The 20517-nt window shown below is 39.0% G+C and carries 18 protein-coding genes and 1 tRNA gene; 12 read left to right on the forward strand and 7 right to left on the reverse strand.

What is annotated here, in order from left to right:
• Window positions 1-4: 4 nt before the first annotated feature.
• Window positions 5-3622 (reverse strand): SusC/RagA family TonB-linked outer membrane protein, encoded by a 3618-nt coding sequence (locus A9P82_RS02055; RefSeq protein WP_066203674.1) that lies wholly within the window; start codon window positions 3620-3622, stop codon window positions 5-7.
• Window positions 3623-3775: 153 nt separating this feature from the next.
• Complete coding sequence (locus A9P82_RS02060) at window positions 3776-4825, reverse strand: FecR family protein (protein ID WP_197492212.1); 1050 nt, start codon at window positions 4823-4825, stop codon at window positions 3776-3778.
• Between the two features lie 172 nt (window positions 4826-4997).
• Here A9P82_RS02060 and A9P82_RS02065 point away from each other — a divergent pair, with 172 nt between their 5' ends.
• On the forward strand, window positions 4998-5579 hold the full coding sequence (locus A9P82_RS02065; RefSeq protein WP_255364074.1) for an RNA polymerase sigma-70 factor: 582 nt from the start codon (window positions 4998-5000) through the stop codon (window positions 5577-5579).
• 250 nt (window positions 5580-5829) lie between these two features.
• Here the strand turns inward: A9P82_RS02065 and recR are convergent, their stop codons facing one another.
• Both recR and A9P82_RS02075 read right to left on the reverse strand, forming a co-directional pair.
• A complete protein-coding gene (gene recR, locus A9P82_RS02070; protein ID WP_066203683.1) occupies window positions 5830-6444 on the reverse strand; it encodes a recombination mediator RecR in 615 nt (204 codons plus the stop codon).
• Window position 6445: 1 nt separating this feature from the next.
• Window positions 6446-7912: an Ig-like domain-containing protein gene (locus tag A9P82_RS02075; protein ID WP_066203687.1), complete on the reverse strand. Its 1467-nt coding sequence runs from the start codon at window positions 7910-7912 to the stop codon at window positions 6446-6448.
• Between the two features lie 91 nt (window positions 7913-8003).
• On the opposite strand from A9P82_RS02075, the gene A9P82_RS02080 reads away from it, so the two are divergent.
• Genes A9P82_RS02080 through A9P82_RS02100 form a run of 5 tightly spaced genes read left to right on the forward strand, consistent with a single transcriptional unit; the run spans window position 8004 to window position 12272 of the window.
• Window positions 8004-8210, forward strand: a complete 207-nt coding sequence (locus A9P82_RS02080; RefSeq protein ID WP_066203689.1) for an AtpZ/AtpI family protein — start codon at window positions 8004-8006, stop codon at window positions 8208-8210.
• 50 nt (window positions 8211-8260) lie between these two features.
• Complete coding sequence (locus tag A9P82_RS02085; protein WP_066203691.1) at window positions 8261-8659, forward strand: hypothetical protein; 399 nt, start codon at window positions 8261-8263, stop codon at window positions 8657-8659.
• A gap of 12 nt (window positions 8660-8671) precedes the next feature.
• Window positions 8672-9295, forward strand: a complete 624-nt coding sequence (locus tag A9P82_RS02090) for a SprT-like domain-containing protein (protein ID WP_066203693.1) — start codon at window positions 8672-8674, stop codon at window positions 9293-9295.
• 55 nt (window positions 9296-9350) lie between these two features.
• Window positions 9351-10583: a phosphoglycerate dehydrogenase gene (gene serA, locus A9P82_RS02095; protein ID WP_066203695.1), complete on the forward strand. Its 1233-nt coding sequence runs from the start codon at window positions 9351-9353 to the stop codon at window positions 10581-10583.
• Between the two features lie 18 nt (window positions 10584-10601).
• Window positions 10602-12272: an ABC transporter ATP-binding protein gene (locus tag A9P82_RS02100; protein ID WP_066203697.1), complete on the forward strand. Its 1671-nt coding sequence runs from the start codon at window positions 10602-10604 to the stop codon at window positions 12270-12272.
• On the opposite strand, the gene A9P82_RS02105 is transcribed toward A9P82_RS02100, so the two are convergent.
• From A9P82_RS02105 to A9P82_RS02115, 3 genes are all read right to left on the reverse strand, one after another.
• Window positions 12267-13067 carry a DUF4249 family protein gene (locus A9P82_RS02105; RefSeq protein WP_066203702.1) on the reverse strand — a complete coding sequence of 267 codons (801 nt, stop codon included), beginning with the start codon at window positions 13065-13067 and terminating at the stop codon, window positions 12267-12269. The genes A9P82_RS02100 and A9P82_RS02105 overlap by 6 nt on opposite strands.
• Window positions 13068-13071: 4 nt before the next feature.
• Window positions 13072-15387 carry a TonB-dependent receptor gene (locus tag A9P82_RS02110; protein WP_066203704.1) on the reverse strand — a complete coding sequence of 772 codons (2316 nt, stop codon included), beginning with the start codon at window positions 15385-15387 and terminating at the stop codon, window positions 13072-13074.
• A 286-nt stretch (window positions 15388-15673) separates the two neighbouring features.
• Window positions 15674-15746: transfer RNA gene (locus tag A9P82_RS02115), tRNA-Thr, on the reverse strand.
• Between the two features lie 178 nt (window positions 15747-15924).
• Here A9P82_RS02115 and nikR point away from each other — a divergent pair.
• The 6 genes from nikR (at window position 15925) to A9P82_RS02145 (ending at window position 20322) form a co-directional block, all read left to right on the forward strand.
• A complete protein-coding gene (nikR, locus tag A9P82_RS02120; protein WP_066203706.1) occupies window positions 15925-16326 on the forward strand; it encodes a nickel-responsive transcriptional regulator NikR in 402 nt (133 codons plus the stop codon).
• 71 nt (window positions 16327-16397) lie between these two features.
• On the forward strand, window positions 16398-17459 hold the full coding sequence (gene hypE, locus A9P82_RS02125) for a hydrogenase expression/formation protein HypE (RefSeq protein WP_231891187.1): 1062 nt from the start codon (window positions 16398-16400) through the stop codon (window positions 17457-17459).
• Between the two features lie 77 nt (window positions 17460-17536).
• A complete protein-coding gene (locus tag A9P82_RS02130) occupies window positions 17537-18625 on the forward strand; it encodes an NHL repeat-containing protein (protein ID WP_156522581.1) in 1089 nt (362 codons plus the stop codon).
• Window positions 18626-18742: 117 nt separating this feature from the next.
• Window positions 18743-19429 (forward strand): HoxN/HupN/NixA family nickel/cobalt transporter, encoded by a 687-nt coding sequence (locus A9P82_RS02135; RefSeq protein ID WP_066203712.1) that lies wholly within the window; start codon window positions 18743-18745, stop codon window positions 19427-19429.
• A gap of 69 nt (window positions 19430-19498) precedes the next feature.
• The gene (locus A9P82_RS02140; RefSeq protein ID WP_066203715.1) at window positions 19499-19699 is read left to right on the forward strand and encodes a hypothetical protein; all 201 of its coding nucleotides are present in this window, start codon (window positions 19499-19501) and stop codon (window positions 19697-19699) included.
• Between the two features lie 59 nt (window positions 19700-19758).
• Window positions 19759-20322, forward strand: coding sequence for a bifunctional nuclease family protein (locus A9P82_RS02145; RefSeq protein WP_066203721.1), 564 nt, complete (start codon window positions 19759-19761; stop codon window positions 20320-20322).
• Window positions 20323-20517: the final 195 nt, after the last annotated feature.

Below are 20517 nucleotides of genomic sequence, written 5' to 3' on the forward strand. Positions count from 1 at the left end.
CTTTTTAAAATGTTGCGTCTATACCAAAAGAAAATGTTGGGCGTGGAGATAGCTGAATTGTTCCTGAGAAACCGTTTTGCTCTGGGTCCTGACCATGTAATTTGTCGCTGGCAAATGTATAAATATTAGTTCCCGAGAAAGAAAGACTCAAGTCTTTCATACCTGCCCGCTTACAAAATGCATCCGGCATTTTGTAGAACAGCGAAAAGCTTTTAATTTTTACAAAATTGCCACTTGCTACACGTATATCTGAATTGTCATACATCTGCCATACATTGAGTGCATAATTATAGGGCTGTCCGGTTGACCAATGTGTGATTGTTGCATCATAATCTGTTCTGTTTAAAACTGCCGGAACATTCGTAGTCGTCTCATCGCCAGGTTTTTCCCAGCGCTGCAAAAAGATGGTGTTGAGATTTTGTTCCGGCAAAGGAACGCCTGTGCTATAACTCCTAGATGTTCCTCCCTGATTTTCATACAGCTTGAACAAGCGTACCTTAGAGCCGAAACTATAACTTAGGTTGATGCTCAGCGAAAAACTTTTATACTGAAGGTAATTGGATAAGCCACCCTGTATAGTTGGAACTCTGTTTCCGGACGGGCGCATCACGTATTGATAAACTCCATCTACGTCTTTCGTTGCAAGTAATGAAGCTTCGGACGAATCATCGTTCTTGAAGGTAGGGATTCCTTTATCGTGGCTGAGTCCGTTAAACTGATAGGAATAGAAAGAGTTAATGGATTGCCGGTCAACAATTTCTGTTCCATCCAGATAATTTTGATACGTATTGTTGTTTTCAGAAGCAGTATTCTTACTTTTTTTACTAAGTAAGGAATTAATTGCTTGCCCAATTTGCGGGTCTATACGCCATACCAATTTTTTTCCGCCGCTAAGAGCTGAGTTAACAGGAGTAAAACTAAGTTCAATTTCTACTCCCTGATTTGTGATGGTACCTGAATTTACCACATAGTTTTCCAAGCCGTTTATATCGCTCACAGTTTTATTAACAAAGGCATTTGTGGTTTTTTTATAGTAATAGGTAAATGAACCATTGATTTTATTTCCAAAGAGAGAAAAGTCGAGAGCTCCGTTAAATTGTCCTGTTTTTTCCCACTTAAGATTAGGGTTAGGATAATATTTGATATGCGAATAATACTCTCCCATTATAGGGTCGATTGAGCCTTGTTGTATAATTAATTCAGGCGTTTCATTATCGAGCATATTTCCCTGAAATCCGTAAGACCCACGAAAGGCCAGCATATTAACAGCTTTTGAATGCTGAAATAAATCCTGTCCTATATCCCACCTGCCGGATACAGACCACGTGGGTAGAAATTTCTCGTTGCTGCGGCTGCCAAACTTATTTGAAAAGTCGGTTCTGGTATTAGCATTGATGGTGTATTTACGATTGTAAGTATAGCTGGTAGATACATATCCCGATAATAAGTTGTCTAATTTATCTGATATTTGATTAAGGTTTTGTTCCAGTTCCCATGCTGCGTATGCCGGATAGACAGTCGGGTCAATGGCAGCAAATGTTTTTCCTCTGTCGGGCAGATAACCGCGTTGCACCATACTTTGCCCGTTGATTTTGTTAGAAGATATTTCCGAACCGAAAGTGGTTGTCCATACGTGCTTATAACCACTACCAAAATTATTGGTATAATCAAACTGAGCTCTTGCCAGATAAGAATAGTTACGTTGTATATTGGAATTAAGTTCTCCGCCAAAAGGAAGCGTGGTCAGTGTAGCCGGGGGTGTCACACCATAATCGCTTTGACGCAGATTCGCGGCATAAAATGTATTCTCGTTATGTGATACCTCTTCGTCAGTATTATTCAACGTGTAAGAGAAAAGAAATAATCCTTTAAAAGACCTGCTAATCTTATAATTGAGCGTATTGGTAAGTGTAAAGCCGGAACTATTGGTAATATCTCTGGAATTTTTTATCTCATTCAGTATATTGAAATTATAGTAGTTATAAGAACCGTATTTCCGATAATAATACAAGCTTCCATCTTCATTATATGCAGGAATGGCTCTGCTTGTATTATAAGCATAATTAAGCGCATCAACATCATTGGCTACATAATTGCGTTTATCTACATTGCCTCTGAAATTAACCTCCCAGTCCAGTTTTTGGGAGAGTTTGGAATCAATTTTCAGAAAAGCTGTGTAACTGGACACTCTATCCATTTTGATGGTACCTGTTTGGTTGGAATAGCCGAAAGACCCCATATAACTTGTCTGGTTGTTTCCTCCGGATAAACTGATAGTATTTTGTGTCGATAAAGCGTCTCTTGTAATAAGATTAAACCAATCGGTATTAACAGTCTCCAATCTTTCTACTTCTTTGGAAAAAGCATCATAGTCTATTGCTCCGCTATATAAATCATAAATTGCCCCTTCATAGCCGACATAATTAATGATATCAGGATATTCGAGTTTTTTATCGATTAGTTCTTTTGAATATGCGATGCGCTGTTTGGAATTCATCATATTGACATCATTATCTGTATATCGGGGTCTGCGACTATACGTACCTGATGAAGTAAAGTGTACATTCATCGGTCCGCTATGCCCCTTTTTTGTCGTAATAACAATAACGCCGTTCGCAGCTTTAACACCGTAGAGTGCTGTTGCAGAAGCGTCCTTGAGCACGTCTATCTGTTCGATGTCATAAGGATTTAGTCCTGAAATAGCATTTCCAAGCCTATTGACAAAATCCAAATCATTCATAGTAGAAGGGTCTATATTTACGGGGTCATTTACCACCACACCATCTACCACCCACACAGGTTCCTGATTGCCGAGAATAGTAGAAGTTCCTCTGATACGAACTTTGGGCGCAGCCCCTACTTCTCCGGAATTATTCAACACGAACAATCCGGGTATTCTTCCTTCCAGCGCTTGGTCTATAGTAAACATACCGGGCACAAGAATATCTTTGGCTTTTACAGTAGTAATAGCGCTGGTTAATCTTCTGGGATCGATATCCTGATAGCCATTGGTAATGACCAAAGAGTCTAAAGTCTTCGTTTGTTCGGTTAGGATGATGGTTCCCAAATGCTCAGAAGCAGCTCTCACAAGCCTTGGTGTATAACCCAAATAGGATATAAGAAGCATAGAGCCGGGTCGAACTCCATTAAGGTAAAAAAAACCTTTGGCATCTGTTATTGTACCCTTCGTCTCCTCTCCTTTGACCACGACAGTCGCACGCTGGATAGGATTGCCATCCATGCTTGTTATTCTTCCATCTATTATCAGGTTAGCCTGAGAATACATATTTATATTTATGGTTGCTTTCGATGGAGACTGATTAATCTGTCTATAACGTATTATAATAGTACTATCCTTAATAGTATAGTCAAAAGGCTGTTCTTTTGAAACAGTCATCATAAATTGCTTTAAGGAAATATTTTTGGCATATATCGTAACCGGCTTTGCCCTCTCAAGCATACCCTCTGTATATAAGAAATTGATATGATAGGTTTCATGCACCTTCTCAAATATGTCTCTAACCGGAAGCTTATCGGCTTCAATGCTGACTTGTTGTGCTCTCAACGAAAAAAAGGACATCACAAGCAGAATAACAAGTCCTGTATGTTTTTTTCTGGTCATTGTTTAAATAATTTTAATCACTTAATAAGTACAGAATAATACTCCTCCATGTGCATTCATAATTGTTAATGAACACATTGAAATCCTTATGGATACTTCCTTAAATACCCTATTTATACAATATGAATAATTACAGAATAGCTATATATATTCTTAGTTTTGCACTATAATCTCATTTCCCATTATTTTAAAATGTACCAATCCTGTAAGCTCTAACATATTTAATATATCTTGAATACTACTATAACGGGATATAGTACCATAAAAGCCTTCCTTAGTAAGTCCGTTCTCGTAGCTAACATCTACATCATACCACCTGCTAATCTGTCGCATAATAGCATCAAGACCGGTATTATCAAACGCAAACATTCCTTTTTGCCATGCTATTACTTGTTCCGCATCTACGTGGTTTACCTGTATATGTCCACTCTTGTTAGCGACGGCTTGCTCGCCGGGACGCAGCAATTTATTATTCATTTTTGCTGCCCCCTCTATCAATGTTGTCTTTATTGCCGGTTCGTCAGCATAAGCATTAATGTCAAAGATGGTACCCACATCTTCGACCATATTATTACCGACTTTTACTTTAAATGGTTGAGCAGCATTATGCACCACCTCAAAGTATGCCTCGCCGGTAAGTTCTACCTCTCTATCATTGCCAGTAAATGCGGTTGGGTAACGAATAGTACTTTCCGCATTCAACCACACTTTTGTACCGTCTGGCAGCACAATTTTATATTGCCTCGCTCTTGGTGTACTAAGTGTGTTATAAACAACCTGTTTTGCCGTTGCTGATTTGGTATGATAAGTAAGCGTTCCATTGGTGTTGATTACCTGAACATTTTGCTGCTGCATAACCATACCATTACCCATACTGTCCAATATCACTTTACTGCCATCTGCCAGAGTTAATACTGCACCATTATGCCCGGATACTATCTTATTTTGCGCAGTTACATTTTTGTTAGCATGATAAAAAACTTTTCCTGCAAGAAACGCAATAATAAATACAGCTGCTGCTGTCGTCGTTACTTTCCAGATTTTAAAGAACTTCTTTTTCCTCGCTATAGCAAGAAGTGTTATATACCTCGTTTCAATATATTTTTGAACATCCTCATCATCTTCATTTAATAGTTGTCCGTTATCATGTCCTGCCTCTCCATACAAGCGGGCTAACTCATCCGATTCGACTCGGGTAAGCACTCCTTGATGATGTTTTTCCAATAGTTCTATTAGCCTGTCGTTTTCCATTAAAAAGTATTTGCTATTATAAAGGACGTTTAAATGTGAAATTACCGTTATTCAAATGATAATTTTTTTATAAAACAGAATAATTATAATTTCGTCGGGAAAATTTTCATTAAACCATTTCCCTATCAGAAATCATTTCGACAATAATAATTGGTCAGAGAAAGAAGAAGCTTTCAACTATAATAGAGATGAGGCTTTCGGCAACTTGTATAGATATTATTATGCCAAGATGGTCAACCACGCATATAGTAAAATAAATGATGCAGCAGCAGCGGAAGATATAGTACAGGATATTTTTCTAAAGTTGTTTCTAAATAAAAGTGAAATTAAAAATGTAAAACGCTATCTTTTTGTAGCGTTGCGTAACAGGATATATGATTTTTGGCGAACAGAACTTTTGCATAATAAACATACGGTAATTATCAGGAATGGGCTTGCTATTTCCTCAGAACATACGTGGAATGATATTGTTTCCAAAGAAATGAAAGAGGAGCTGGATAAACATATCCAGGCGCTTCCGCCACAGTGCCGTGAAGTTTTTGTTTTAAGAAGAGAAGAACAATTATCCAATAAAGAAATTGCTGAAAAGCTGGGGATTTCTGTAAACACGGTTGAACAACATATGCGCAAAGCAATACGGATTTTAAAAACACATTACGGCTATGAAATGATTGCTATATTGCTGACACTCACAATTAAATTGTAATAGCACTTTTTCTCAATTAGAGATTGTGTCCAAAATCATGAAAATGCTGAATCGCACATTTTTCATCTTTTATAGTTTTAATTGTTAAAATTTTCTAATTCGAAGCTGTCTGTTTTTTAAGCATATTTACAATTGTAGTTTGATTTGTTTCTCGGATATTCTCTTCAATTTATCTTTAAAACTTTATGATATTGTAGATTACCTTTCTGTCGAGACCACACTCCTGCCGCTTTCATCAAAAGCGGCTTTTTTATTTTACATAATTTTCCACCGGTAATCGGTTGGCAAGGCTTCTGCCGAGTGTCAGTTCATCGGCAAACTCCAACTCCCCGCCAAAAGCAATACCGCGTGCTATGGTGGTAATTTTACAAGGGAATTGTTTTATTTTCTTCTGGATATAAAAAATGGTTGTGTCGCCCTGAATATTTGGATTCAGTGCAAAAATCAGCTCTTCCGTTGCCTCTCTTTCCACACGTTGAACAAGTGCATCTATCGTTAAATTATCGGGACCAATTCCATCCAATGGAGAAATCACTCCGCCTAAAACATGATATGTTCCGCTAAACTGTTGCGTGCTTTCAATAGCTATCACGTCTCGTATGTTTTCTACCACGCATATTACATGATTGTTGCGCATAGAATTGCTGCAAATGGAACAAATGTCTGTATCACTGATATTGAAACATCTTTTGCAAAATCGTATGCCTAAACGCATCTGCGCTATGGTCTCACTAAAATGTGCTACCTCATTTTCTTCCTGCTTCAACAAATGCAGCACCAAGCGCAACGCTGTTTTTTTCCCGATACCGGGCAGCTTTGCAAACTCGTTTACCGCATTTTCCAACAATATTGATGATAACTGCATGCTATAAATTTATCGGTATATATGGCTTCTGAGAGTCATTGGATTTCAGATAAATATCCCATTGGTTTACCGGTCCTGTAACAAATTCAAATTCTTTTTTGATAGCTACTACAATTTCAGGTTGTAAGCGTTTTTTATAGTTTCCCGGTGTCCATTTCATATCGCCGTTCTTATCGTACAAAATTCTGAATGTATATTTTCCCGGTTCATATCTCGGTATCAATACTCGTTTGGATTCATTAATTTTAATGGAATCCAGTAATTTGCCGGAAGAAAAAATCTGCAACACAGGATTCAGCGACACATCTATATCTTTAAAATCAAGCTCCACCGACGCATAATCATCCATACTTTTTGTCTGAAACGCAATCGTATCGGCTTTTTTCAAAGATAAACCGAAGCTGTCTTTAGCGGCTTCGGACAATACGATTAACTTGTAAAATCCTTCTTCTTTCCAATTTGTTTTTAAGTAAAATTTAGTGTGCGTTGTGTCAGAACTATCAGCGAAAATGGTATAATTTTTTTGTGGAACATAATTCGTATCTGTCAGCAGAATTTTTGTTGAATCAAAAAATTGGAGCGGCTTGTTATAGCTTATTAACAGGTTTTTCAGCAAGCTTTGTTTCCCTTGCGAAATATCGGTAGTAACCGACAATGGTATCTTTGCTTCTTTTTCTTTTTCCTTTTCTATTTGTTTTTGAGAACGTGTGGTTCGTGTTTTTTTCTCGGCTTTTGGATAAGCCTGAAAAGCATATAATTTCAAATGTCGGTATGCGGTATCATGCTCCGTATCCACAATGCTGTCGAGAAAGGCGAATTGCGTAGTGGAATCTGCATAATTTTTCATGTAAGAATTGGCTACTACAAAAAGATGAAACTTTTGTTTTGGTAAAAACCGGAATACAAAATTTCCCTGCGAATCGAGCCGCGCATAATATTTAGGACGGTTTTTCAGCACGGCAGTGTCCGAAAGGTCGCTGTACAAAACCGCCAGCATGGTAGAATCCACACCACCCGTTTGTGCCAGTACAACCCTGCCGCTAATGCTTTGCTCATCAAGGTGGTCGCCGGTACTGAAAACGTAAGTAAAATTCTTCAATATATTGCCTTCGTTTACATCTTTAATCGCATTACCGAAATTATATGTGTACGTCGTATTAGGCTCAAGCGAGTCCTTCATTTTAATGGTTACGGTACGCAAATGTCCTGTAACGGTAGGCACAGATTTGGGTGTTGGAGAAATAATCAGTTCATTAAACACATTTCCCAAATCTACATACTCGTTGAAATTGAGCGTAATGGTTTTGGCGTTGAAATTCAAGGTAGAATCTTTTGGCGTTGCACCCAAAAATACCGGAGGCAGGCTGTCTTTGGGACCTCCGGTTGGCGGTACTATTACTGCACATCCGGTAGGAATTATCCAATAAAATATAAATACGATTACGGTTAAAAATACTATTCTCTTCATTAAAATCAGCTATTCCGACAAAATTATTGTTTCACAATTATATTGCAGTAGTTTTATAGAAATTTTATCGCAACATTACGGCATTCTTTATATGAGAAACGACAACAATTCATACCTCACTTATCTCAGCTATGGCATACAATTGGCGGCAGGCGTAGGACTTGCACTGTGGTTCGGCAGTTGGATAGATAAAAAAATAACAACCAAGATTCCTTTATGTACATGGGTTTTACCGTTGGTAGTGCTTGTATTTATGTTGGTAAAAATCGTAAGAGAATTTTCAAAGAAAGAAAAGTAAATCGGTTCATCTTCTTATGTTTGCAACACAAATAATAATAAAATATACGGATGAAAAAGCTGAAGCTTAATAAAAATTATACTGCATTACTTGTCGTGTTTTTAATCATTAATGTCATTTGCCTGCTATACCGCGACGGCTATATTCACGCATCTTTTTACGTCGATATAAATGTAGTCGTGGTTGCCAACTGCCTGCTGTTTATATTGGCGCTGCTTGGAACATACCGCCATACAAAAGCGGTACAAAATCCCAATCCGCAGGTATTTGTGCGCAGTATTATGCTGATGACGATGGTTAAATTTTTTGTGCTCGCTATAGCTGCGGTGGCGTATATTTTGCTGGCAAAGCAGAACAGAAATGTGCCGGCGATTATCATCGGAATGCTTTTATATGTCATTTACGCCGTATTTGAAGTGCGCGGTGCATTTAAGCTGAATAAAAAATAATAATCGGGAAAAATGGCTAAAGTTCGTCATCCACTTGAAGCGTTGGCTGCATATTTGCCGGACAATACTTTTGACGATGTGGTTGCTTACCTGCAAAAATACAGCGTACACTTAACCGTAACGCAGCACCGAAATTCGGTTTTGGGCGATTATAGAAATGCACATCGCGGACAAAACCATCGCATATCCGTTAATGGAAGTCTAAACAAATATTCTTTTCTTATCACGCTGCTGCACGAACTGGCGCATTTGCTTACTTATGAACAATTCAAACATTCTGTTCAACCACACGGAAGAGAATGGAAAACGATTTATGGGCAATTACTTTTCGTTTTCCTGCAAAAGCAAATTTTCCCCGACGATATTGCTTCCGCACTGCAAAAATCGCTGCACAATCCCGGTGCAAGCACCTGTTCCGAAGAAAGCCTGATGCGCGTGCTTCGCAATTACGACAATAAACCACCCCACATTACAACCGTTGAACAACTTTCGATAAACGATTTTTTTAAAACCCGCGACGGGCGCATATTTCAGCGTGGCGAAAAACGGCGGACAAGATATTTTTGTACAGAGGTTTCGACAAAAAAGGCGTACTTGTTCAGCGGCTTGTACGAAGTGAAAAAAGTAGAACTATAAGTTAAATATTATTAAGTAAATTCGCCAACAAATTTCTCGACCATCAAAGCAAATTATGAAAGAACAAACAAGCTACCCAAAAGACAAAATAAAAATTCTTTTCCTTGAGAACATCAGCGACAAAGCTGTGGAGCGCTTTAAAGCCGCAGGTTATAGCGATGTAACCAAACTTAGCGGCGCACTGAAAGAAGACGATTTAGTAAAAGCTATTAAAGACGTTCACTTGCTTGGGATTCGTTCCAAAACACAAATTACGCCAAAGGTTTTGGCATCTGCCCAAAAATTGCAGGCAATCGGTTGCTTTTGCATCGGCACCAACCAGGTGGATTTGGAAGAAGCACGTCACAAGGGCATTACCGTATTTAACGCGCCATACAGCAACACGCGCAGCGTTGCTGAATTAGTTATCGGCTCGTCTATCATGTTAATCAGAAAAATCCTTGATAAAAACAAAGCTGCGCACGAAGGCACTTGGTTCAAAGATTCTCACGGAAGCTACGAGTTGCGCGGTAAAACACTCGGCATTATCGGTTATGGAAATATAGGAACACAACTGAGCATTCTTGCCGAAGCCTTCGGAATGAAAGTATTGTTTTACGATGTGCAAACAAAACTGCCGCTTGGCAATGCCGCTCCTGTAAAGACATTGAAAGATTTGGTATCGAAGGCAGACATCGTTTCGCTGCACGTTCCGGAAACTGCTGAGACTGAAAAATTAGTTGATGAAAAATTATTAAAGCAATTTAAAAAAGGCTCAATACTCATCAACTATGCGCGCGGTCATTGCGTGGATATTGATGCGTTGGTAAAATACCTGAAGAGCGAGCATCTTTCCGGTGCCGCAATTGATGTATTTCCCGTAGAGCCTGAAAAAATAGGCAATCCTTTTTCGTCGCCACTACAAGGCTTGCCGAATGTTTTATTAACGCCGCATATCGGCGGCTCTACCGAAGAAGCTCAGGCAAACATTGGCGAAGACGTGAGCAAAAAATTGTTTGAATATTTGGAAAACGGCGTTACCGACGGCTCGCTTACTGTGCCTGCATTGGCATTACGTCCGCATCCGAATGCACACCGTATTTTGCATATTCACAACAATAAGCCCGGCGTGTTGAGCGCAATCAATGCCGAACTTTCAAAAAATAATATCAACATTCTCGGTCAGTATTTAAGTACTAACGACACAATTGGTTATGTAGTGCTTGATATTGACAAAATGCTGTCGGACAAAGCATTTCAGCTATTGAAGAATGTGAAAGAAACAATTAAAGTACGTAAAGTTTATTGATGCTTTTTTAATTATCGGTTGGATTCTCTTTTAGCAATACAAAATCTTTCTGTTTCATTCCGGCAACAACGGGCTGTGGACAATATTTCGCTTTCTCTAAGCAAAGGCGAAGTGCTTGCGATTGTCGGCGAATCCGGTTCCGGCAAATCGGTTACTTCGCTTTCTGTTATTCGATTGTTGTCGAACAATGCAAAGATTACCGGCGATATTTTTTTGAATGAAAATGATGAAAAAATAAATCTTGTCCATCTTTCTAAAAAAGGGTTGCAGCAAATTCGCGGCAATAAAATTGCCATGATTTTTCAGGAACCGATGACCTCGCTTAATCCTGTAAAAACCTGCGGCAATCAGGTATCGGAAGCAATTCTTTTGCATAAAAAAATATCCCGGTCAGAAGCGCATAAGAAAGTAGTAGAATTGTTTACGCAAGTGCAACTTCCCGACCCCGAAAATATTTTCCGGCGTTATCCGCACCAAATCAGCGGTGGGCAAAAGCAGCGCGTAATGATTGCCATGGCAATGAGCTGCGAACCTGATTTATTGATTTGCGATGAACCTACAACAGCGTTGGATGTGTTGGTACAAAAAGAAATTTTGCTGCTTATAAAAAAGTTGCAGCAAAGTAAGCAGATGAGCGTGCTGTTTATTTCACACGACCTGAATCTTGTTGCAGAAATCGCAGATAAGATTGCTATTTTTTACAAAGGAAATCTCCTTGAAATCAATACGACTAAAGAAATAGTCAAGCAACCAAAGCACGCATACACAAAGGCTTTGCTTGCTTGTCGCCCGGGATTGTATGAAAAAGGGCAGCGCCTTCCTGTGGTTTCGGATTTTTTAAACGATGAAAATTATTCGGTACAAAAAACAGGAAGAAAAGAAAGTATTTCTTCTAAAGAAAATAGCAAACCTGTTTTATTGTCCGTAAAAAATTTAAACACATGGTACGCCGCAAAGCAAAATTTTTTCGGCAAAATTCTCCAATACAACAAAGCTGTGAACGATGTAAGTTTTGATGTATATAAAAATGAAATGCTTGGCTTGGTTGGCGGTTCCGGCTGCGGAAAAACCACATTGGGCAGAAGTATTATACAATTGGTCAAACCGCATTCAGGCAAAATTATTTATAAAGGGAAAAATATTTTATCTGCACCTGTACACGCTTTCGCTGCTGAAATGCAAATGATTTTTCAAGACCCTTATGCTTCGCTGAATCCCAAATGTAGCGTGGGTATGGCGATAGGCGAGCCATTGCGCGTTCATAAAATTTATCCTGAAAAAGAAATTAAAAATAAAGTTGTTGAATGGCTCGAAAAAGTAGGTTTGAATGCTTCGCATTACAATCGTTATCCGCATGAATTCAGCGGTGGACAACGGCAAAGAATTGTGATTGCACGTGCATTAATTATGCAGCCGGAATTTGTGATTTGCGATGAATCTGTTTCGGCGCTGGACGTAAGCGTGCAGGCGCAAGTGTTGAATTTGCTGAACGATTTGAAAAAAGAAATGGGGTTCACTTCAATTTTTATTTCGCACGATTTATCTGTTGTAAAATACTTGTGCGACCGCATTATCGTGATGAACAAAGGACGAATAGAAGAATCGGGAAGCGCAGAAGAAATATATTATCATCCGAAATCGGATTATACCAGACAATTGCTCGGCGCGTTGCCGGAAACAGTTTTATAACTTATTCACAACTATGCTTTTCGTTTGTCTGTATTCTGCACTGAAATAACCCAATGCTCCGCCGGAAATATTACTGACAGGGTTCGCCGGGGACAAATTGGTTATCTGGCTATTCAATGACAACTGGTAAAAATATTGATATACATTTTTGTCAATATCCATCATTGTTACTGTGATACTGTCTCCTACTTTAACATTGGCATTGTCTATGACTACCGGCAAAACGTTTGGCAAGCCGTCTTCCAGCTCGTCGTTGAATACATTAATATGGCTGTCCTGTATATGATTAACATACTGTTCAAAACGATAATAATTTTTTATGCCTTTGGGGTCGTCAAACACAGGCAGCAGAACAAATACTTTGAGCGATTGGGATGTTGAGCTGTTCTCTGTACTTAAACCTTGTAAAGGTACTTTCTGCGGCATGCGGCTGGTTGCTTTGTATGTTTTTCCATTTAAAAAAACCGTTAGCTGATATGTGTGCCCTGCAACGCCTTTTAATGCGGTTGCCTTATACACAGCATTCCCGTTTTGGTCTTTTGCGGCATGGAGCGTGTCGGTGTGATTGGAGTTACTGTCTTTGATATAAATTTTTGCACCGTCTGTCCCGGGATAAATATTTTGTGCCGCAAAGTTTATTGTTTTGGTTATGCGTACATAAGCAGCTTCATTACTTACAACTCCTTCTATTACTACCTGCGGGGAAGTGCTGTCTAAATTCAAATTAACTTCTTTGTCGCAGGCTGTGAAGCCCAAAACGACTGATGCAACTAATATTATAGTTTTTCTTTTCAATGTATCAAAAGTTAAAATTGTAAGTAATGCTCGGAACCCAGCGGAACAGCGAGGTTTGTATTGCCTGTGTCTGCAATGGATTATCGGGATTCTCTCTGAATTTTATATAATAAGGATTTTCTCTTCCGTAAACATTGTATAGCGCAAATGTCCATGAATCGTGAAAATGTTTATGCGGACGACCATCCAGTGTCAAGCTCAAATCAAGTCTGTGATAGTTTGGCATGTGATAATCGTTTCGTTTAGTGTAATAAAAAAATGTATTGCCACTCAACTCATATTTTCCACTCGGGAAAGTAACGGCGCTGCCTGTATAAAAGATAAAATTGCCCGACAGACTCCATCTTTTGGCAAACTTGTATATGCCAATCAAAGCAATATTATGCGTTTGATTTTGCGTTGCCGGATACCAATGATTGTTATTAATTCCATTAATTTGTCTAAGGCTTCTCGATAAAGTATAACTAAGCCATCCGGTAAATTTCCCTTTCTGCTTTTTAATAAAAAACTCTATGCCGTATGCCTTGCCGCGCCCGTACAACAATTCACTTTCTATATCCTGCGGTACGGTTAAATCTGTTCCGTCTTTATAATCAATTTGGTTCATCAGGCGCTTGGCATACGTTTCCACGCTAAATACAAACGCATCTTTAGCAAATGCCTGATAATAGCCGAGACTTACTTGGTCAGAAATTTCCGGGCGGATATTGTAACTGTCGCCAATCCATTGGTCGGTTGGTGTCGTAGCCAGGGAATTACTTATCAGATGAAGGTTTTGTACATTTCTGTCATAAGAAGCTTTAATACTTTTTCCGTTACCCAAAAGAAATGTAAGTGTACCTCTCGGTTCAATATTCAGATATGTTTTGCCTATTTGATTTTCTTTCAGAGAAACAGTATCTACCGCATTTTCGCCATTATATATAACATAATCGCCTTTACCCATAATGCTATATGCAGAGGCGCGAAATCCGTAATCAACTTCAAGCAATGAGCCTAATCTAAAATGATGACTGATATATGCTGCATTTTCCCAACCGAAACGCCTCTGCTTTCGCTGGGAATAATCGGCAGAATCGTTACCGCCCATAAATCTTGATGGCGTAACTACATGATATGTGCTGTTCCAGCCAAAGTCAATATAATGACGGCTATTAATAAGCCATTCGTAATCCTGTTTGACATTAAAATCAGAAATCCGTGAATTGACGTGAAATACATTCTCATCCTCTTTTATACCAACTTTGTATTTATAGTCGCTTGCAATAAAATAGGTATTAAGATGAAGCTTAGTGAAGAGCGTTGAGTTTAATCTTAAATTAATGATTTTACTACCCCAATCCACATCAAAATCTCCGCTAACGCCCAGTGCATCAGCGCCGCTGTATATAGATAAATACATTTTATTTGTCCGGTTAAGCTGTATGCTTGCTTTTGCGTTTACATCATAAAAATATATGCGGTTGTTTCTTATGTCTTTGTCCTTTGACAATTTCAGGAATATATCGGCGTAGGTCCTTCGTGCTGAAATCAAGTAAGACGATTTGTTTTTTTGGATAGGTCCTTCCACAGCCAAACGGCTGCTTATGAGTCCTATGCCGCCTGTTACTTCTGTCCTATCCGTTTTACCATCATCGAGGTGCACATCTACTACAGATGCCAACCGACCACCATATTTTGCAGAAGCATTTCCTTTAGTCAGCGTTACATCATTAACCACATCGCTGTTAAACGTGCTGAAAAAACCGAATAAATGCGAAGCGTTATACAACGTTGCGCCATCGAGTAATATTAAATTTTGCCCGGTAGAACTTCCACGCACATAAAAACCGGAATTGCCGTCGCCTACCGATTGTATTCCCGGCAGTAGCTGAATAGCTTTCAAAATATCACGCTCGCCGAATATGACAGGCAACTTTGAAGATTCACTCATATCAATGTGCTGTGCCGCGACCGGAGCCGGCGTTGCCAAATGTCTGTTGGAAGACACCATGACAGTATCCAGCGTTGTGTCCACCGGATAAAGCGAAATATTTAATAATGTATCGCCGGAAAATAAAACGTTGCGCTTATAAGCGACATATCCTATATGGTCAACGCGCAACATATAATTTCCCTGTAACAGGTTCAACCGGAAATAGCCGGAATCGTCTGACAATGTTTTGTAATCGGGATTCCCTTTGGCAAAAAGGGTCGATGCGTATAAAGGAACACCTGTTTTTGCATCAACAATTTTCCCTTTTACAATAATATTTTTTTGAGCATAAATAACCCCGTAACTGCTGATAGATGATATCAGCAAGAGTATCAGTTTGCGCATCGGACAGATGTTTTTCTTAAGTCGTAACCGGAAATCCTAAACCCTGTAAATGAAATCCGTATAAATAGATAAATGAATGATTATTAGCTCGTAGTGCCCGAAGAGGGACAAGTATAATTCCTTGCTATATTTTAACAAATATCATTCCAATAAAGAACTTTGTGGGAGCAAGTTGTAAAAAAAATACTACAAGACTTATAGAGGGAAATTTTGAACGCAATGTTTTTATATGCATCCATCTTTTATGTAAGAGTTTATCAGATATACATTCAGGCAAAAATCTAAGAGCCGCCTATGGGACTCGAACCCGCGACCTACAATTTACGAAACTGTTGCTCTACCAACTGAGCTAAGGCGGCTTGTGTAAAATTTTGTGGCTGCAAAAATAATGGTTATCATGGAAAGACAATCAAGAAAAATAAGAAAGCTATGGCTCGAGTCAGAAAATTTTTAAAAGAATATAACCACTGGAAAATAAAATGCTAATCTCTGTTAGAAAATTATTTCTAAAAATATATCTTTACAAGAAAGATTTCTATGAACGTAGTAAGATTCGGCGTTTCGGTGGAGCAGGAAGTGTTACGAATTTTGGATAATTATATCAAGAGCAATAAATTTCCCAACCGCTCGCAAGCCATTCGACATTTAATCCAGAAAATTGAAGTGGAAAAACAGTGGGACAAAAACGAAGTGGTCGGTGGTTCGCTCACGCTTGTGTACGACCATCACAAAAGAGAATTGCTCGACAAGCTCACGAAAATTCAGCACAATTTTCATCACGAAATTTTGTGTTCGCAGCACATTCATTTAGACCATAATAATTGTATGGAAATCATCGCGATGAAAGGCAAAGCTTCGGTTTTGAAAGATTTGGCAAATCAACTCACAGCGGTAAAAGGTATTATTCACGGTGCGTTTTCAATGACAAAAGTTTCGTAACTAACCATTAAGGAATTAAGAAAATTTAGCCTTAATGAAACTTAACTTCTTAATGGTTCAAAAAACATAAAATGGTTACTTCTCAAAAAATAAAAATGCAACTTTCCTGCCCGATGCCGAAACTCGATTTCGACATTATCACTTTAGGGCACGGCAGCGGCGGTACATTGACAAACCGCTTATTAAACAGCGGCGTGTTCAGTTTGTTTTCCAATCCACTGTTGGACGAAAAACACGATGGCGCCATATTTTCATTAGAAGGAAAACTTGCGTTCAGTACGGACAGTTATGTAATTCATCCTGTATTTTTTCCCGGCGGCAACATTGGCGAACTCGCCATAAACGGAACGGTAAATGATTTAAGTATGTGCGGTGCATTGCCGAAATATTTGTCGTTGTCGTTCATCATTGAAGAAGGTTTGCCGATGACGGAGTTTTGGGAAATATTAATCAGTATCAAAGCTGCCGCCGAAAACGCAGGCGTAGCAATCGTTACAGGCGATACCAAAGTGGTGGAAAAAGGCAAAGGCGATAAAATTTTCATCAATACGAGTGGCGTAGGCGTGGTTCACGAAAACGCGGACATAAAAATTAGCAACATAAAAGCAGGCGATAAAATTATTATCAGCAATCAAATTGCAGCGCACGGCATTGCGATTATGAGCGTGCGCGAAGGCTTGGAATTTGAAACGGAAATTGTGAGCGATACACAAAACCTGAATGATGTTGTAAAAGATTTGTTGGATGAATTTGGCAACGATATTCATCTGATGCGCGACCCTACGCGCGGCGGCGTGGCAAGTGTGCTGAACGAAATTGCCAAAGACACCAAGCTCGGAATGAATTTGGAAGAAAAGAAAATCCCGATTGACGAACAAGTACAGGGTGCGTGCGAACTCTTGGGTTTAGACCCTTTGTATGTGGCGAATGAAGGCGTTTTCATTGTGATTGTTGATAATGCGATTGCAGATAATGTTGCGGAACTTTTGAACAAAAACGATAAAACAAAATTTGCTTCTGTTATTGGAACTGTTGTAGATGAACATAAAGGACAAGTAATTCTAAACAGTAAAATCGGCGGGCGCAGAGTAGTGAATATGTTGAGCGGCGAGCAGTTGCCGAGAATTTGTTAGAACAAAATTTATAACCATTAAGAAATTAAGTTTCATTAAGACTTAATTTTCTTAATGCCTTAATGGTAAAAAATATAATGCAAAAAACAATCACACCACATAAACCCGCGTTCATTCTTTCGCCGAACATTCAAGGCAAAGGCTTGCTCGCACCGCGCGGCGTGTGCGCTTGCTGCGATATTTTGGCGGTGAGCGATACGGGACAAAATCGTGTGTTCATCTGGAAGAATTTTTCTTACCTGGAAAACAAAGAACCCGATGTTGTGTTGGGGCAAGATGATTTTTCGGGAACGGGCAGAAACACAGGCGCCGATGTGAATGCAAGCTCTTTGCAATATCCTTCCGGCATTTGGACAGACGGACAAAAATTAGTTGTTGCCGATGCGTGGAATCATCGCGTGTTGATTTGGCATTCGTTGCCCACGCAAAACGGTCAGCCTGCGGACGTGGTTGTCGGGCAAAAAGATTTTGAAAGTAATCAGCCGAATGTAGAAGGTTTATCAAAACTGCCGAGCGCGCAAAGTTTGTATTGGTGTTACGGCGTTACAAGCGACGGAAAATCTTTGTGGATTGCCGACACAGGCAATCGCCGTGTATTATTTTACAACAAAATTCCTACCGAAAATTTTGCGGCGGCAGATAAAGTAATCGGGCAAAATAGTTTTGAAGAAAGAGACTACGACCATAATAATGCTATTTGGCCTTACAGCGTGAAACTTAGTATTAACGGCACTTTGGCGATAACCGATACGCAATATTATCGTGTATTGATTTGGAAAAATAAAGAAGATGCGTTCACAAAGCAAGCGGATATTATTTTAGGACAAAAAGATTTTGAAAGCAACGGGCAAAACCAATATCGTTCTCTGCCTGCGGCAAATACGTTGAACTGGTGTTACGATTCTTGTTTTTTTCGCAACGGAATTTTTGTAACCGATACCGGCAACAGCCGCATTTTGCATTGGAAAAAATTACCCGAAACAAACAATGCCAACGCAGATGAATTATTCGGTCAGCCGAATTTTGAAGTGAATGGCGAAACAAGTTTAAGCATGAAGGCAATGGCTGAAAACGAGATGTACTGGGCATTTGCCATTACAACGCATCAGCAACAGTTAATTGTAGCCGACACCGGCAATCACAGAATTTTATTTTATAATTTATGAATAGAAGTTCCCGCAGATAATCGCAGATTGGATACGCAGATGTTCGCTGAATATCTGCGATAATCAGCGGAAAAAATCGGCGCAAATCTGCGGGCAAAAAGAAAAAAATAATAGGCAATGAACATTATCCCTATTCTCATTATTTTATTTGCGGGTTTTAAACACGCTTTTGAACCGGACCATTTGCTTGCCGTGAGTAATATCGTTTCACAACGAAAAAGTACTTTGCTTGCCGTAAAAGACGGCATCTTTTGGGGCTTGGGACATTCAACAACGATCATGTTAGTTGGTATTGTGTTGATTATTTTAAAAGTTGCTATCACGGGAGAAGAGCATACGTTTCATTATTTCGATGTCTGCGTAGGTGTGATATTGATACTTGTCGCAACTTATCGTTTAGTAAAATTTTTCAGAGAAAAAAAGATTGTTATTCACGTACATGAACATACACACAACGGCGAAGCACATAATCATCTTCATGTACATATTGATAAAGAACAAAAGCATCAACACGTTCATGCTGCTGCCTACGGAATCGGCTTGGTACATGGATTAGCCGGCAGCGGCGAATTGGTTGCAGCAGCCATGTTGAGTTATAAAACGCCGGTTTCCATCATCCTGTATTTATTGCTGTTCACGATGAGTTGCATGATGGGAATGTTTGTGGCTGCGGGTTTGTTCAGCGTGCCGTTTTCAAAAAAAGTAATGGCGTCAAATTTGTTGCAAGTGATATTGATTTTTGTATCGTCGGGCTTGTGTATGGTGTACGGATTTTATTGGATTTATGAAAATTTGAAATCATAAATATGAATGATGAAATAATGCAGGTTTCGTAATCTATTATTTCATCATTTATATTTCCTGTTTAAAGAAATGAACGCAAAAGAAACACTACTTGAGGCATTGGCATACTACAAAATAAAAGTGGAGCGTGAAAATGATAACCACGTTTTTGTACAAAACAATTACGAAATTGAAGTGGAAGCAAACGGTTTGTACAAGCTCTACGACGATGGTTATGTAGTCGCGCCGTTTAATGATTTGAATGAATTGTGTAAGTTTATTTTGACTTAGATAATAGCCGCGAATACACAAATGATGTTTATTCGTGCATTCATGGTAACAAATATATTTTGACTAAAAAAGAACTCCATATTATTGCTTTATCCGCAAGCGAATCTTCGCCGGAAAATTACGCGCTCATTCTCGAAGAGCCGCAGAGTAAAGTGCGCGTGCCTATTATCATCGGCGCGTTTGAAGCGCAGTCCATTGCCGTATATTTCGAGCGGATGAAAATTGCGCGCCCGCTTACTTACGACTTATTTAAAAACACGATTGAAAGCCTGAATGCGACTGTAAAAGAAGTCGTCATTCACAATTTGATTGACAATGTTTTTCACGCATGGTTAATTATTGAAAACAATAACAAAGAAGCAATAAAAATTGATGCGCGTGCTTCCGATGCCATCGCCATCGGCATTCGTTTTGATGCGCCTGTTTTTATTTACGATTTTGTGCTGGACGAAGCGTCCGTTGCGGAAAGCGAAAAACGTTTAAGCCTTTTGCGCGGTTCGCTGGCGCATTACAGCGACGAAGCGTTAGAAGATTTGCTGGAAGATTTGCTTCGCAAAGAAGACTACGAAAGCGCCGCAAGGATACGTGATATGATTGAAAAGCGTAGAAGCAGACAAAGATAGAAACCAGATTATGTTTTATGAAAATTTTATACTCCTCATACTTTTCGAATATAATCCATTGATAACGAAGTGTATATAACTACATTCTGAAAATAAGGCAACTTTTAATAGCCTTAATTAGTAAAATATTATCATACAGACTAATGATTGTATATACATTTTTATACATGTCATATATACCTTTGCAGCCCTTTA

The organism is Arachidicoccus sp. BS20 (assembly GCF_001659705.1).
Taxonomy (GTDB): Bacteria; Bacteroidota; Bacteroidia; order Chitinophagales; family Chitinophagaceae; genus Arachidicoccus.